The 14,101-nt window shown below is 53.9% G+C and carries 16 protein-coding genes; 8 read left to right on the top strand and 8 right to left on the bottom strand.

Annotated elements, in window-relative coordinates; all coding sequences use genetic code 11:
* Positions 1 to 177 precede the first annotated feature (177 nt).
* Positions 178 to 1,224 carry a LacI family DNA-binding transcriptional regulator gene (locus MK208_RS19700; protein WP_294119363.1) on the top strand — a complete coding sequence of 349 codons (1,047 nt, stop codon included), beginning with the start codon at positions 178 to 180 and terminating at the stop codon, positions 1,222 to 1,224.
* A gap of 297 nt (positions 1,225 to 1,521) precedes the next feature.
* On the opposite strand, the gene MK208_RS19695 is transcribed toward MK208_RS19700, so the two are convergent.
* From MK208_RS19695 to MK208_RS19685, 3 genes are read right to left on the bottom strand one after another with little or no spacing between them, the layout of a single operon-like run.
* Positions 1,522 to 2,685, bottom strand: coding sequence for a glutathionylspermidine synthase family protein (locus tag MK208_RS19695; protein ID WP_294119362.1), 1,164 nt, complete (start codon positions 2,683 to 2,685; stop codon positions 1,522 to 1,524).
* 6 nt (positions 2,686 to 2,691) lie between these two features.
* Positions 2,692 to 3,363 (bottom strand): PspA/IM30 family protein, encoded by a 672-nt coding sequence (locus MK208_RS19690; protein ID WP_294119361.1) that lies wholly within the window; start codon positions 3,361 to 3,363, stop codon positions 2,692 to 2,694.
* Complete coding sequence (locus MK208_RS19685) at positions 3,360 to 3,803, bottom strand: DUF2170 family protein (RefSeq protein WP_294119360.1); 444 nt, start codon at positions 3,801 to 3,803, stop codon at positions 3,360 to 3,362. The genes MK208_RS19690 and MK208_RS19685 overlap by 4 nt, the downstream gene beginning before the upstream one ends.
* 126 nt (positions 3,804 to 3,929) lie before the next feature.
* Between MK208_RS19685 and MK208_RS19680 the strand changes: the two genes are divergently transcribed.
* The 4 genes from MK208_RS19680 to MK208_RS19665 are packed head-to-tail and all read left to right on the top strand — an operon-like array spanning position 3,930 to position 6,654.
* A complete protein-coding gene (locus MK208_RS19680; protein WP_294119359.1) occupies positions 3,930 to 5,021 on the top strand; it encodes an ion channel in 1,092 nt (363 codons plus the stop codon).
* Positions 5,002 to 5,646, top strand: a complete 645-nt coding sequence (locus MK208_RS19675; protein ID WP_294119358.1) for a DUF2491 family protein — start codon at positions 5,002 to 5,004, stop codon at positions 5,644 to 5,646. The genes MK208_RS19680 and MK208_RS19675 overlap by 20 nt, the downstream gene beginning before the upstream one ends.
* A 13-nt stretch (positions 5,647 to 5,659) precedes the next feature.
* Positions 5,660 to 6,070: a DUF350 domain-containing protein gene (locus MK208_RS19670; RefSeq protein WP_294119357.1), complete on the top strand. Its 411-nt coding sequence runs from the start codon at positions 5,660 to 5,662 to the stop codon at positions 6,068 to 6,070.
* Between the two features lie 23 nt (positions 6,071 to 6,093).
* Positions 6,094 to 6,654, top strand: coding sequence for a DUF1190 domain-containing protein (locus tag MK208_RS19665; RefSeq protein WP_294119356.1), 561 nt, complete (start codon positions 6,094 to 6,096; stop codon positions 6,652 to 6,654).
* A 403-nt stretch (positions 6,655 to 7,057) separates the two neighbouring features.
* Here the strand turns inward: MK208_RS19665 and MK208_RS19660 are convergent, their stop codons facing one another.
* From MK208_RS19660 to MK208_RS19640, 5 genes are all read right to left on the bottom strand, one after another.
* Complete coding sequence (locus MK208_RS19660) at positions 7,058 to 8,443, bottom strand: IS1182 family transposase (protein WP_294119355.1); 1,386 nt, start codon at positions 8,441 to 8,443, stop codon at positions 7,058 to 7,060.
* 344 nt (positions 8,444 to 8,787) lie between these two features.
* Positions 8,788 to 8,973 carry a DUF1289 domain-containing protein gene (locus MK208_RS19655; RefSeq protein ID WP_294119353.1) on the bottom strand — a complete coding sequence of 62 codons (186 nt, stop codon included), beginning with the start codon at positions 8,971 to 8,973 and terminating at the stop codon, positions 8,788 to 8,790.
* Positions 8,974 to 9,364: 391 nt separating this feature from the next.
* Positions 9,365 to 10,417: a WD40 repeat domain-containing protein gene (locus tag MK208_RS19650; RefSeq protein ID WP_294119351.1), complete on the bottom strand. Its 1,053-nt coding sequence runs from the start codon at positions 10,415 to 10,417 to the stop codon at positions 9,365 to 9,367.
* A complete protein-coding gene (locus tag MK208_RS19645; RefSeq protein ID WP_294119350.1) occupies positions 10,417 to 11,385 on the bottom strand; it encodes a GTP-binding protein in 969 nt (322 codons plus the stop codon). Before MK208_RS19645 ends, MK208_RS19650 begins: the two co-directional genes overlap by 1 nt.
* A gap of 11 nt (positions 11,386 to 11,396) precedes the next feature.
* Positions 11,397 to 11,801 (bottom strand): Fur family transcriptional regulator, encoded by a 405-nt coding sequence (locus MK208_RS19640; protein WP_294119348.1) that lies wholly within the window; start codon positions 11,799 to 11,801, stop codon positions 11,397 to 11,399.
* Between the two features lie 61 nt (positions 11,802 to 11,862).
* Here MK208_RS19640 and MK208_RS19635 point away from each other — a divergent pair, with 61 nt between their 5' ends.
* From MK208_RS19635 to MK208_RS19625, 3 genes are read left to right on the top strand one after another with little or no spacing between them, the layout of a single operon-like run.
* Entirely contained in the window at positions 11,863 to 12,318 is a 456-nt protein-coding gene (locus tag MK208_RS19635; RefSeq protein ID WP_294119346.1) for a DUF1636 domain-containing protein, read from the top strand.
* Positions 12,315 to 13,148 (top strand): ABC transporter ATP-binding protein, encoded by an 834-nt coding sequence (locus tag MK208_RS19630; protein ID WP_294119345.1) that lies wholly within the window; start codon positions 12,315 to 12,317, stop codon positions 13,146 to 13,148. The genes MK208_RS19635 and MK208_RS19630 overlap by 4 nt, the downstream gene beginning before the upstream one ends.
* Positions 13,149 to 13,165: 17 nt before the next feature.
* Positions 13,166 to 14,101, top strand: coding sequence for an ABC transporter substrate-binding protein (locus tag MK208_RS19625; RefSeq protein WP_294119343.1), 936 nt, complete (start codon positions 13,166 to 13,168; stop codon positions 14,099 to 14,101).

The raw sequence follows: 14,101 nt of genomic DNA, 5'->3' as shown, positions 1-14,101 counted from the left end.
CATTCGTCGCAGCGCCTTCGATCGCGACTCATCGAATGCCCTCAGTGGTACTTGAGGTACGTACCTCAGATCAAGCTTTTTTTGAGGCGCGTACCTCAGAACGGTTGCGCTTGATTAAAATTCAGGCCAATGTCGACCTCGCCCCAAGTGGCGTAGATCGAGTGAAATGCTTTGAAAATGCGACCAACTACCAAAGACTTAGCAGTTGCTGCCGGCGTCAGCCTGGCATCGGTCGATCGCGTATTAAACGGGCGATCCGGTGTTAGAAAAAAAACAGTGGATGCGGTCAACGAAGCAATCGAACGGATAGGATTTGTGCGTAACCTGTCCGCAGCCAACCTGGCAAAAAGCAAGCAATATCGCTTTCTTTTCCTGCTGCCGAGGCACGGAGACCTGTTCGTATCAGAGCTTAGCAGTCATATCGAGGAGGCGGATGCCGCGCTCAAGGCCGAAGGCATGGATCTGCGCTATCAGAGCATTTCTCAAAACGACCCGCATGAAATCACGAGGGCGCTCGACGCCATCATCCCCGAAGATGTCGATGGTATCGCCCTTATGGCCCCGGAATCGCCACAGGTTCGCGATGCTGCCATTCGGCTGAAAGAAAGGGGCATACAGGTTGTGCACTTGATTTCCGGTCAACAAGACATGTCCGGCCTAGACTTTGTCGGCATCGATAACCGGGCAGCGGGAGCCACCGCCGCGCGTCTGATTGGCCGGTTTTGTACTGGCCGTCAGGGCAAGGTAATGATTGTCACCGAAACCATGAACGCCCGTGACAGTCTTGAACGCCGCTTCGGGCTTGATGAGGTTCTGACAACCGATTTCCCGAACCTTACGGCCCTGCCATCCATGGAGACCTACGGCGATAAAGAGCGCGCAAAATCTGTCATTGCTACGGCTATTAAAAAAAACGCCGACATTGTCGCAATTTACATCATGAGTTCAGAGGCGCGCGCGCCGTTGGCAGGATTGTCCGACACCAAACTACAATCAAAGCCGATAATACTCGCACATGAATTGACCGACCGTACCCGAAAAGGCCTTATGTCTGGTGAACTTGATGCACTGATTGTTCAAAATCCAGGCCATCTGGTACGCAGTGCGGTAAGATTGTTGAGGGCTGGTGTTGATGGTCGTTCGGTGCTGAAATCGCAGGAACAGATCCGCATCGAGATATTAGTTAAGGAAAATCTGTTGTCGGAGGTGGGGCCGGATACTTAAGATCCGAGCGCCCTCACTGCAACGAATTGTTACATTTGTGACGTTATTAACTCGATCGTCAGGATGTAAATCTCGGGCTCACTTCTCAATTAAAACAAAAATGAGATCTGGCAGATTCGCAATCTTTTGAGACCGCGCTGTGGAACAGCGCGACCAGCCTTGCCGGACAAGCGCCGTGAACATCGGCTCGCCGCCCTTTTAAAAGTTTCTGCTTCCGGCCCAAAGCTGACATTGGCGAAAACTCGTCAAAAGGCCGATCTACAACCCAAAGCGGACATGGTACCATTGTGCCGTTTGTCATGCCTGAATAAAATGTGGCACAAACCGGGACAAATCCTGCGTTACTTCGGAACTGTCCTCGCGGATGCACAGTCCACAGGTATTGCCGCCTATCACCCAAGACCCAATCATCATGTGGTCCGCGCCAAAACGGGCTGGGGGGTGATAGGCTTGCACAATGCTACCTTCCGCGCCGTATTGCCCCTCAGTTTCCAAAATCGGTCGGCCCGGCCTGACCACTCTGATGTTGGCGCCTTCCCTGCTAAACAGAGGCTTCTGAACGTGGGCGGTCTCTTTGACCCATATGGGCACGTCATCGGCAAACCAGCTGGGGAGAAGGTTTGGATGATCCGGGAACATCTCCCAGAGCAGCGGCAGTATTCCCTTGTTCGACAAAATGGCCTTCCAAGGCGGCTCCAGCCATTTCTGTGGCGCTGTCAGAAGCGCCGGACCAAAGCGCTCGCGTAACATGTCTTCCCACGGGTAAAGTTTGAAAATTGTGTCGATCACATAGTCATCGTCATCTGCAAATCGCCCTTGATGATCGATGCCAATGTCCTCGATGGCGACAAACTTTGGCTCCAAGCCCGCCTGCTTGGCACAGTCTTCCAAATACCTCACTGTTGCGCGCTCTTCTTCAAGATTTTTTACGCTCGAAAAGTGGAGGCGGTACCCTGGCGCAAACATCTGCTGCAACCGCTCAATGAGCGCATCTTGCACCGAGTTGAACTGATCGGTGTCGTCTGACAGCACGCCGGCCTGAATCTGCTGCTCCAGCCAGACCCACTGGAAAAAGCCCGTTTCATAAAGGGCCGTTGGCGTGTCGGCGTTGAACTCCAACATCTTCGCCGGTCCAGTGCCGTCATAATGAAAATCAAACCGGCCATACAAAGATGGATCGCTTCGCAGCCAACTCTCTTTGATCCACGCGTGGTAAGCCTGAGGAATGGCCAGCCTTTCCATCAGAGCTGAATCCGCTACGACATGCGCGACAAGTTCAAGGCACATCTGCCAAAGCTCGGTTGTCGGGTCTTCGATGTCATTCTCGATCTCGGACAGCGAAAAGCAGTAGGCGCGGCTCTCATCCCAATACGGCGCGCCGTACATTGAGTGAAACCCAAAGCCCAGTTTTTCGGCCAGGGCCTTCCAGCCTGGACGTTCCGGTAATGCGACGCGCTCCATTTGTGGTTAGAGCTTTGCCAATAGAGCTTGCACGTCATTGCGTGCTGGATTTTCCAAAGCTTTGATTTTGTCTTCCAGCGCTTCCCCGGACACCAGCTTCACCTCTTCGTCGGCAGCCGCAAGCATGGCCTGCTGATGGGCCTGTCGCTCTTCCAGGCGTTCGAGGCTTGCCATGGCATTGGACATCCGATCAGAGGATGCCGAGGTGCCGACAGCGGCCGCTTTTTGGGCTGCAATCAAGGCCTCATTGGCTTTTGCGGCTTCGATTTTGCGCTGTAAAGTCTCGATCCGGGATTGAGATTGTTTCAGCGCGGCGTCCATGCCGTCCTCGGTCTGCCGATACTGATCCGCGAGGCCCTGTTCGGTTTCCGCTTTGTCGCGCAGTTTCAAAACGCTCTCGATGATTTCAACCGCCAGAGGCTCGTCGCCTTGTTGTTTGGCCGTTCTTGCGGCGTTGGTGCGGCGCTCAATTTCGGCCATCAACTCAGACACGGATTTTTCCTTGGTCATGCGATTGGCAACCATGCGGGATTTTTCATCTCTCGCCTTGGAAATTGCGTCTTTGGCTTCCCGCATTTCCTGGTCCAGAATGCGCATCAGGTTGGCATCGACCACAGCTTCGGCGGCTTCGTTGGCGCCCCCTTTTACTGCAGTGACCAGTTTTTTCCAAATGCTCATACCGTATCTCCTTCGGTTGAACGGGGGCCGATGTCTTTCGCCAATTCCAAAGCACTTTCGGCAATCGCTGAAAACTCTTCCAGAATTTCTGTCAACGACGCGGAGCGGGACACAGCACCAAACAATTCGTAGACGTCTTCCCCGTCAACGACGTCAATACTGAGTGCGCACAGAGGCAGCAGGGTCTTATGCGTTCTAAGCATCATAGATTCAAACGCCGCTGGATCCTCCTGCGCGCTGCGCGGCCATAAGATTGCTGACGTCAAAATTTGCGTGTCGCTGACGGCTACATGCAAGACAAGATCGCCAGCAGATCCGTGAGTGACTTCAATCACGTCGGAGCCCTCAACCGGGGTGCAGGACAGTCCTGAAGCCTCCCCCAGCTCAGTTATTGCCGCAACCAAAGACTGAGTTGTCCATAAGTCTACTGAGTTATTCATGGGGCCCCTCAAAACGCATTTATTCCAGTCATATGGGAACGCATTTATTCCAGTCATATGGGTAAGAACGGGCGAAGGGACTTTCAAGGCCAAACACCACCTATAAGTGTTTGACAGTCGATGATTTTGACACAAGTATCCGAACAGCAGAACATCAGACCGTACAAAGTGCCAATACTTACAAGAATAATTTCCCGCATTTACAGCGAGCTGCTTGATTTGAAATGGTGGCTTCTTAGCCTGTTCACAGCTGCTTTTTTTGCGATTTCGTGGATCTTGTTTCGGTTTGCTGGCGAAACGGAAATCACCGAAAGTCTCACGACATACATTTACTTCGCAGCCACCACGGCATCGACGGTGGGGTATGGGGATATGTCGCCGCAGACCCAAGCGGGGCGATTGATTGCTGCGTTCTGGTTCTTCCCCGGAGCACTGTTGGTTTTTTCGGCATTTCTTGGGCGGCTTGCCGGTGGCATGGTAGAAAGGATCAGGCGAATGGCCGATGGACTTGGGAGCTACGATAAACTCAAAGGTGCCACCGTTATTGTGGGGTATCACCGAGATCACACACCCGTCATGATCGAAAACCTGATTGCTGGGCAAGACGGCGACAAGGACATCGTGTTGCTGACAAAGAACTCCGACGTGGATCTGCCAGAAGGCATCAAATTGGTGAAGTCTGATCGCCTGGACGCATTGTCATCTCTGAAGCGCGCGGCGATTGCGGAGGCCGAAAAAGTCATGGTTTATGCCGGGTCAGATGCAGAAACATTCAACACGTGTTTGGCGATACGTGAACTAAACGAGAGGCTGCACATCGCTGCATTCTTTGACGATCGGGATACGGCGCGGCGCGCGGCGAAACTGGCTGGACTGGAGGCAATTGTTTCCAACGCCTCAGAAGCCTTGGTGCGAGCGGCTCAGGACCCTGGAGCGGGCAAGGTACTCAAAGCGCTTTCTGCAGCCAACGTCGGCGCAACGATTTATTCAGCCACGGTCAATGAACAAACCGACACATCCGCACTAAAATTGGCGCTTGACGCGTCTGAGGCAACTCTCATCTGTGTCTCACAAGACGGAGGTCACGACTTCGAATTTGCCCCATTTCCGCCTTTGGTAAAGGAAGGTAGCGCATTTTTCTATCTCTGTCAGAAACGTCTGTCCGCGCAACAAATTGCCGGCGGTTTCGGAGGCGCACATGTTTCGATCACTGTTTAATCGAACGCCCAACAAAACCCTTCCCGAGGTGGCCAACCTCACTTTGGGCCGGACCTTCACAGTTGATGTCGTGGAACGAAAGTTGATCCCCGAAGACGCATTGCTTGTTGCCCCTGAGAGCGATTTGCAAATCGTTGCTCAAGGTATTGTTGATTTGGGGGAGCAATCTTTTTTGCATCGGTTCTATCCAAATGATGATCGTTTTTTGCTGCAGGTTCAGGGCGGCGACGGACACAAAGACACGCGGATCGACGAAATCGTCCTATGGTATGCGTTTGACGTTCGGTACCTGTCCAAAAATGAAGATTGGAACAAATTAAAGACGGCGATACGCAAGGCCAGCTTTGCTCTGCCTTCTGGAACAGAAACGACTGAATATTCGCGCGTCTGGTTTGATCACACGCCAGAAGACGAAGCACCAATGGGCTACATCGAAGACATTCATGACACCGACGGTGCTGAGACAAGCAACAAAATCTATCAAACAGCGATGCTTTTCGGGCGGGGACTGAGTGACGGCACAGATGAGATGCTTTTGGTCAACCTTGAGGAGCCCGAGGACGGCGAACGCGCTGCGTCTTTCCTAATTGGCCGTGCCATCCCCCAGCACGCACTATTGACTTAATAAGGAAACCGAGATGACAATAATCATTGCAACACTTTCAGGTCTTGTGCCTTTCTTGATGTATTTTGGGACTGCTCTGTTCCTTCTGATGCTCTTTATGTCCATCTACATGCGGCTCACACCCAACGACGAGATTGCCCTTATCAAAGACAACAATGCCGCTGCATCTGTGGTGCTGAGCGCCGCCTTTGTGGGCTTCTCAATTCCATTGGCCAGCGCAGCGGCAAACTCTGTCAATTTGGTGGACTTCATTGTGTGGGGGCTCGTCGCTGGCATGGCTCAGCTTTTGGTGTTTCTGGTTTTCCGACGTTTCTATCCCTTGGTTTCGGAGCGGATAAGCAAAGGTGAAATCGCTGTCAGCATCAAGTTGGCTGGTCTTTCTGTCACTGTTGGATTGCTCAACGCAGCCTGCATGACCTACTGATTGAAAACAAAGAGAATTTAGCCATGAAACGCTCTCGCTCGGTGAAATTATTGACAATGGCTTCGGCAACGTTGGCTCTGGCGGCTTGTGAAGAAGAGGTAGATACCGAAGGTGAACTGTACAAATCTGAGGCGGAATGCGTGTCCTCGGAGTTTGTGCCGGATCTCGATTGTGCGCCACTATTGACCGAAGGTCTGCGCATCCATGATGCAACCGCACCCAGATATAATTCGATGAGCCTCTGTGAATCAGAGCACGGCCGGTCGGAATGCTCCGCAGTGTCGTCCGCATCCCCTGTCTACTACTCCCCGTCGCCACTGGGGTACCTCGTAACTGGAGCAATTGCGGGTCAGGTTGTCTCCAATCTTGTGCGTCCGGTGTATCGTGAAAAGGATCGTCGACGGTACTACACAACCGGCGGTGGGTTTGTGCGCTATATGGACAATGGACGCTACGGCACCACGCGGACAAACATCGCCCGCTACAATCCCAAAGTTGTAATAGCACCGCCAAGAATCCAAACTCGCACAACAGTAGCATCCCGCAGTGGATTTGGGTCTCGAAGTGGCTCGTTTGGCGGTTGAAGCGCCCATAGCAGACTGATCTTTTACGTCTCAGCGAGAGCTTAGTGAAAAGAACCTGAAGGCCCTTTGATATCTCGTATCAATTGAACCCCTTGTTTCAAGCAAAATGACTACACCAGGATGCGCCAACAGAACCTATCAACTAATGCGCGATGTCCATCGGAAATTTTTTTTTACGTGTAGGAGGCTCGTCTGATCAACAACGTTCAGTTATCTGAACTGCGCTTCGGCGAGCAGAGTGGTCCGCTTTGGGCCAAAGCAAAACTTTTTAAAGCCCGTTTTTTGTGTTGCTGCAATTGACGCCGAGCGCAGCGAAAGTCCGGTTTCCGCCGATTCTGTTGAAAAACAACGTATTGCTGCCGCAGAAATCGGTGCTTTGGTCTGCGCGCGAGTGCCTTTCTGGTCAGGCTTTTCGCGCTTTCTGCGGTGCAGGAAAGATTTTGGCCAGTTTTCTGAGGTTTTGGGCGGTGGCGGCGAGGAGGAATTCGTCGTTTGCGCCGCATGGACCTCGTAATCGCAGCCGCCCCAGCCCGAGTATGCGTTTGAGGTGCGCGAAGAGCATTTCCACTTTCTTTCTGAGCTTCATCGAGATGTCGTATTGTGGGGTCTTGGCGATATCGCGGGCAACCTGGCGGGCGTCCTCGTGTTCCTCGCGCGTAATCTTGCGCGCGTCTGCATTCGGACAGCATTTCGCTTTAGATGGGCATGCTTGGCAGGTCAGCTTCAATGCGCGATATCGTGCGGTGCCCTTTCCGGTCGGGCCACGGGTCGGGTCCGAATAATTTCGTCGGAACTGCTTCAGAGCGTGGCCCTCCGGGCAGATGTATTGATTGTTTTCAGCATCCCACTCGAAGTCGGCGCGGGTCCAGGTGCCATCGTTGCGCCCTGACTTGTCGAACACAGGAATATGCGGGGCTATCTTGCGGTCGACCAACCAGCCCAGCATCGGTGCGGTGCCGTAGGCTGTGTCCGCGATCAGACGTTCAGGATGCAGGTCAAACTTGGCTTTCACTCGCTTCAGCATCGTTTTTGTTGATCCGACCTCAGCCTGCCGGATTGAGCGGGTGGCCTCGACATCCACAATCACACCGTGATCCGTGTCGATCAGGTAGTTGTCGGAATAGCTAAAGAAAGCGGGTCCTTTACGGGCGGCTGTCCACTGACTTGCTGGATCAGAATGGGATGTGAACTTCGGTTGTACCTTGCTCGCGGCACCGAAGGCAGCTTGATCCAGTGTGTCGAGATATTCCCGCACAGCACGGGGCGCATCAGTCGGATCGACGTTTGATGCGTTCCAATCTTCCTTAGGCGTTGAGTTCTGCTTGTTGGCATCCGCCTCTATCAGACTGGCATCAATGACCAGGCGCTGACCACTTACGAGACCTTCCGTGATGCAGCGGGCGACAGTTGTCTCGAACAGATGGCGCAACAGCTCGCTCTCACGGAACCGACCATGCCGGTTCTTGGAGAACGTCGAATGGTTGGGGACCGGAGTGGACAGGTCAAGGCGGCAAAACCAGCGATACGCAAGGTTCAAATGTACTTCTTCACAGAGCCGCCGTTCAGACCGAATGCCAAAACAATAGCCCACCAAAAGCATGCGGATCAGTAGCTCCGGATCGACCGAAGGACGACCCGTGTGACTATAAAAGTCTGCAAGATAAAGGCGGATATCGCTAAGATCGACAAACCGATCTATCGAGCGCAGCAGGTGGTCTTGCGGGACATGGTCTTCCAGCGAGAACTCGTAGAACAATGCCGCCTGCGCTTCCTGCTTCGGTCCCATCATCGCAAAATCCCCCAATCCCTAAAGGAATTGAATCAGCGAATTGGGAGCCGATCAAGGAAGAGTTTTTCAACGGAATAAGCCCACTTTGGCCGATGCTGCGCGATGTCCCAATGTCGGCAATGCGCAGAAAGCAGAATTTGCAAAATCGTCGGATTTTAGGGCTTTGCACAGGTTTCGTGCCGCACGCGCACTTGGAAAAGCCGCCCTTCGCCGCAGGTGCAGCCGCCAATTGTCATCGAACGGGAAAGGACGGGACATTGCTGCCATTGCATTCAAGCTGCGGAAGGTCCGCTTACACCTCAGAAGGAGACATTCCGAACCCACTCCAATCGCGATAGATCGCCTTAGGCGGTGCTTTGGGTTATCTTCGACATGCGACGAATGAGTTCCTTCTCAATGATCTTCGCTTCGTAGGGCTTCAATTTCTTCCATTTTGCGCATTCCTCCCGCGTGCGACCGCAGCCAACACACCAGCCACTAGGGCCTGTAAACTCACAAACATCGATGCAGGGGCTTTTCCGCTTTTTCATGGAACTGAACTTATTGTTTGAAAGTGGTAGATCAACAAACGTGGCGAGTCCGGTTTAGTATGGCCTGTTCTCTTTGATCGCTGCCGTCGAATTTTCCGGCCGAATTAGTTTGAACCAAATGATTGAAACTAGGCTTTCGCACTAAATAAAGCGTCGATTATGTCAGGTTCGCAGACTTCCGACATGGGCTTGTGGACTTTCCAAGACCCTCGGTCACCGTCATCGCGATGCACAGTCACGACGGTTTCAACCGGTGGGCAGCACGGCTCGTGACATGTGAGTTCTGCTACAGACACAAGGTCGTTTTCACCCAGGCCGAGATGTTCACTTACCCAGACTTTGATTTCGGCAGCACGCCCTGACGAACGTCCGCGCGGCGCAAACATGTTCTTCATTTTTCGCCCCCGCCAAGGCGCACCCAGAGAATACGGCCAGACTCCTCGCCGACAAAAAGCCACGCGTCCGAAGTAATGGCGAGCGCCGCAATGGGAGAGCCGCTGGACCCCTTCACAACAAAGTCTTCGGCGTCTTCAGATGCCCGACCGGCCAACACCGCCCCGTCGGCAAAACCTGCGAGTAGCGCATCATGGCCTAGCATCCCGGCGACAGCGGTGCAGACTTGCTTACCTCCATAGCAACAAGTTGCTGGCGAACGGCCCATTGGACCATCTTTGCCGTCGAACGGCCAACAGACTGCTTCGTCTGCGCCAGAAGTCGCCAAGAACGGGGCGCTACCCATCCATATGAAGTCTTTCACCTTCGCCGGATACCCGGACATCCGCATGTCAGCCTTGTCGCGCAAACGCCATCCGTGCATCGCATTCTCTTGCATTGAAGTGACAACGCATTTTCCATCGGGGCTAAAAGTCACCGCCCCATGTGAACCCTTCCATTTGAGACTGGTCGATTTCCAGCGACGACTGCCCCTTTCCCAAACCGTGGCACCTCCATAGTGGCCAACGGCCAAACGACGCCCTTTAGGATCGAAAGCCAATCCGCCGACGGTACTTGGATGTTCGAAGGAACGAGGTTGTGTCTCGCCTTCGGTCCAAACCGTTGCAGTCTTGCCCGAAGAGCAAGCAATCAATTTCGGTCCTGCCGCCACGCAGTCCACCCAACGGCCCCCAAAGCTCGCTATTTCGTTGACTGTGCCGTCCAATGTAGTTCGAAGGAACCGCCCATCATCGCCGCCGGTGAAGATGGAGGCTGTCTTTGGATCAGCGGTGATGCACAGGACAGCACCGTGATGCGCTTCTACTACCTTGGGTGGGCTCTCCGGTTCGAAGATGAGTATTGTACCGTCACCCAATCCAGCCGCGATGCACGAACCCATGACAACCGCGCCGGTTACAGGCGCACCAATGTCGAGGCTCAGACCTTCCCGCTCTAATTGCGTAGAAGCGAAGCCATCGCGTCTTGGGTTGGTTCGAACGGCTTCAGCCATCATGCTGCTTGACACGCGTTGAAGCCTTCCTCAAGGCTCATGGTATCAAGGTCGCGGCCGATAAAGACGATGCGCGACTGACGTGCCCCTTCTGGCCAGGCACCCATGGGCGAGCCATCCATCAGCATGTGTACGCCCTGGAACACAAAGCGATCATCCTCTCCTTTGAATTCTAGGATACCCTTGGAACGCAGAATGTCTTGCCCGCGCGTCTGTAGAAGCTGCCCGAACCACGTCTGAAACTTTTCGAGATCAAGCGGCACGTCTGATGTCAGCGAGATGCTTTTTACATCGTCGTCGTGCTCATGGTCGTGATCTGATGTAAGGAAGTCCGGTTCGACCTCCAGAACGCGCTCAAGACTAAAGGCGTTGAGCCCGATCACCTCTTCCAGATCAGCGCCGCAATGCTCTGTACGGATAATCTTGGCGTAGGGGTTGATCTTGCGGATACGGTATTCGACGCGGCCCAAGCCCTCAGCTTCAACAAGGTCTGTCTTGTTTAAAAGCACGATGTCCGCGAACGCGATCTGTTCTTCAGCCTCGTGGTGCTCGCCCAGTTGATCGCTGAGGTGGACTGCATCTGCGACGGTCACTATTGCATCGAGCTTTGTACGGTCGGCAACGTCCTGATCAACGAAGAAGGTCTGTGCAACTGGAGCCGGATCAGCCAGACCGGTCGTTTCAACGATGATCGCATCGAACTTGTCTGCCCGCTTCATGAGGCCGCCCAAAATACGGATGAGGTCCCCACGCACCGTGCAGCAAATGCATCCATTGTTCATCTCGAAGACTTCTTCGTCGGCATCCACCACAAGATCGTTGTCGATGCCTTCCTCGCCAAATTCATTCACGATCACGGCGTACTTCTTGCCGTGCCGTTCCGTCAAAATACGGTTGAGGAGCGTGGTCTTTCCGGCTCCAAGGAAGCCTGTGAGAACGGTGACGGGAACCTGAGCAGCTTGGTCCATGGGGTGTCCTTTCAATGAGGTGATACGGTTGCGCCGCAGTCGCTGCAGCGGCCGTGGAGTTCCAAAACTGAATGATTGGGTGCGAAACCTGTTCGCTTAGATAGACCTGCGATGCTGTCTGCGAAGTCGTCATCGACATACTCGGCTACGGTTCCGCAGTCATCGCAGATGGCAAAAACCGGTGTCTTTCCATCGTGTCCGCCACAGCAAACAGTCCATGCATTGAGCGACTCGATGCGGTGGACTTTCCCTGCTTCCAGGAGCTTCTCCAAAGCACGATAAACCGTTGTTGAAGCTGTCACGCCGTCGTCTCGGAGCCCTTCCAGAATGTCGTAGGCAGATACCGGGCGATCCTGCGACCGCAGATACTTGAACACACGATCCGCATGAGTGATGCGCTTTGAGCAATTATCCATAGCATAGCCTCCCAAAATTCTTGCCCTTGACGAAACGTAACAAGCACAGTTACTAGACGCAATGTTGCAACGTTACATTCTGGGAGGCATTTGGGACGTGAGTACAGCGAATCCGGTTTTGTCGATCTGCATGACGTGTCGCGACGGCCGTGAGAGTGTAAATGGCACACGGGGCGGCGCGCGCTTGGCAAGACGCATTGCGGTAAAACGGAAGGAGCGTGGCTGGCCGGAGATGCAACTTCGCGGCGTGCACTGCATGAGCCAGTGCAAGCGACCTTGCATCGTATCGCTGACAGGTGAGCAGCGGTTCACTTACGTATTTGGTGATCTCGACCCCAACAACGAAAGACATGTTGAGGCGCTTTTCGATCTTGTGTCCCTGTATTCCGATGCGCCCGAGGGTTTTCTCGAACGCAAGGAACGCCCTGAAGAACTTCAATCGAGCATTCTCGGTCGGCTCCCGCCCGTTGGCAGCCAATTGTCCCTCATACACGATCTGGAATTGGTTGAGACATGAAGGATACAGTTGACGCCCTCGACCGGTTCAGCTCTCAGCAAGTAAGGGAAACGGCGGCAGCGCATCTCTCGGTAAAGAAAGCGAGTTGGCGGGCTGCCAAAAGCAATAAGATAATACTTCATCCGGTTAGTTTCGACCTCGCACCCGGACGCGTGCTTGGCGTCGTCGGCCCTAATGGCGCAGGGAAATCAACGCTTCTGAGATTGCTCTATCGCTACAACAGGCCAGTGACCGGCTGCGTTGAAATTGATCACACCGATATCTGGTCAGCATCGGCAAAAGAGGTGGCACAAAAGGTTGCGGCTGTTTTGCAAGAGCAGCCAACGGACTTTGCGCTGACTGTCGGAGAGATCGTCGCTCTCGGCCGCACACCACACCGCAAAGGGTTTGGTGGTACCTCTGGTCAAAATGATGCGGAGGTCGTGGTAAACGCCTTGGATCAGCTGGACCTTGGCGGGTTCGCAGAACGGCATCTCGGAACATTGTCGGGCGGCGAACGGCAGCGGGTTATGGTCGCGCGCGCCTTGGCGCAACAACCGAAGCTCCTCATCTTGGATGAACCGACCAATCACTTGGATATCCGCCATCAGCTGGAAATCCTGGCGCTAATCAAAGGCCTGCCTCTCACCATCGTCACATCTCTGCATGATCTGAATATGGCCGCCGAGGTGTGCGACGACGTACTGCTGTTGCAAGGGGGACATCCACTTGGCTTTGGACCACCAGATACCGTCTTCACAGAAGATACGCTCTCTGGCGCTTTCTGCGTCACAGCCCGGCAGGAACACCTCGCGCCCAGCAATACCAAACACATGACATTCCACCTTTAGGACTAAGGAATCACGAGATGAAAAACATCGCGCTCGGAGCCGTTGCACTCAGCCTGACAGCAGGTCTCGCCTTCGCTGAAACAACTGTTCAAAGCTGCAATCGCAGCGTGACATTCGAGACGCCGCCTGAGCGGGCGATATCAAATGACGTAAACCTAACCGAGATGATGTTGGTGCTTGGACTGGATGATCGGATGGTCGGCTATACGGGCATCTCTGGCTGGAAAACGCTCGACGAAGAGATGCGAGCGGGTGTGGAAGAGCTGCCCGAACTCTCGGCCAAATACCCGTCCAAAGAAGTCATCGTCGGAGCTGACGCAGACTTTTTCTTTGCGGGCTGGAACTACGGGATGAAGGTCGGCGGGGACGTCACACCAGAGACCTTGGAGCCCTTTGGCGTTCAGGTCTATGAGCTGACTGAGAGTTGCACCCATATCATGGAGAAAGGTCGCGCAAGCATGGACGACATGTACGCCGACCTAATAAACCTCGGGAAAATCTTCGGCGTGGAAGAAAAAGCTGAGGAATTGGTCGAAGGGTATAAGACCGAACTCGCAGCGTTTAAAGGCGACTTAGAAACTGGAGAGCCGCCACGTGTTTTTGTCTACGACAGCGGTGAAGACAAGCCCTTCACGGCAGGTCTCTACGCGATGCCAACCGCCCTTATTGAAGCTGCGGGCGGTACAAACGTGATGAACGGCTTTGAGAAAAGCTGGGGCACCGTCACCTGGGAAGAAGTGGTGGAGCAGAACCCGGAGATTATCGTCATCGTCAACTACGGCAACGTAACCGCCGAACAAAAGCGCGCGTTCATGATGTCAAACCCGGCCTTCGCAGATATGGAAGCGGTCAAGAACGAACGCTTCGTCACTCTTGAATACGTCGAGGCCACACCAGGTCCGCGCAACATCCAAGCGGTCAAGACCTTGGCCGAAGCATTCTGGGCTGAATGA

Source organism: Shimia sp., assembly GCF_022448905.1.
Classification (GTDB): Bacteria; Pseudomonadota; Alphaproteobacteria; order Rhodobacterales; family Rhodobacteraceae; genus Shimia.
This window is presented reverse-complemented; position numbering and strand designations above follow the sequence as displayed.

Coding starts and splice junctions, on each gene's coding strand:
- MK208_RS19700 (WP_294119363.1), top strand. CDS start 178: ATGCGACCAACTACCAAAGACTTAGCAGTTGCTGCCGGCGTCAGCCTG.
- MK208_RS19695 (WP_294119362.1), bottom strand. CDS start 2,685: ATGGAGCGCGTCGCATTACCGGAACGTCCAGGCTGGAAGGCCCTGGCC.
- MK208_RS19690 (WP_294119361.1), bottom strand. CDS start 3,363: ATGAGCATTTGGAAAAAACTGGTCACTGCAGTAAAAGGGGGCGCCAAC.
- MK208_RS19685 (WP_294119360.1), bottom strand. CDS start 3,803: ATGAATAACTCAGTAGACTTATGGACAACTCAGTCTTTGGTTGCGGCA.
- MK208_RS19675 (WP_294119358.1), top strand. CDS start 5,002: ATGTTTCGATCACTGTTTAATCGAACGCCCAACAAAACCCTTCCCGAG.
- MK208_RS19670 (WP_294119357.1), top strand. CDS start 5,660: ATGACAATAATCATTGCAACACTTTCAGGTCTTGTGCCTTTCTTGATG.
- MK208_RS19665 (WP_294119356.1), top strand. CDS start 6,094: ATGAAACGCTCTCGCTCGGTGAAATTATTGACAATGGCTTCGGCAACG.
- MK208_RS19660 (WP_294119355.1), bottom strand. CDS start 8,443: ATGATGGGACCGAAGCAGGAAGCGCAGGCGGCATTGTTCTACGAGTTC.
- MK208_RS19655 (WP_294119353.1), bottom strand. CDS start 8,973: ATGAAAAAGCGGAAAAGCCCCTGCATCGATGTTTGTGAGTTTACAGGC.
- MK208_RS19650 (WP_294119351.1), bottom strand. CDS start 10,417: ATGGCTGAAGCCGTTCGAACCAACCCAAGACGCGATGGCTTCGCTTCT.
- MK208_RS19645 (WP_294119350.1), bottom strand. CDS start 11,385: ATGGACCAAGCTGCTCAGGTTCCCGTCACCGTTCTCACAGGCTTCCTT.
- MK208_RS19640 (WP_294119348.1), bottom strand. CDS start 11,801: ATGGATAATTGCTCAAAGCGCATCACTCATGCGGATCGTGTGTTCAAG.
- MK208_RS19635 (WP_294119346.1), top strand. CDS start 11,863: ATGTTGCAACGTTACATTCTGGGAGGCATTTGGGACGTGAGTACAGCG.
- MK208_RS19630 (WP_294119345.1), top strand. CDS start 12,315: ATGAAGGATACAGTTGACGCCCTCGACCGGTTCAGCTCTCAGCAAGTA.
- MK208_RS19625 (WP_294119343.1), top strand. CDS start 13,166: ATGAAAAACATCGCGCTCGGAGCCGTTGCACTCAGCCTGACAGCAGGT.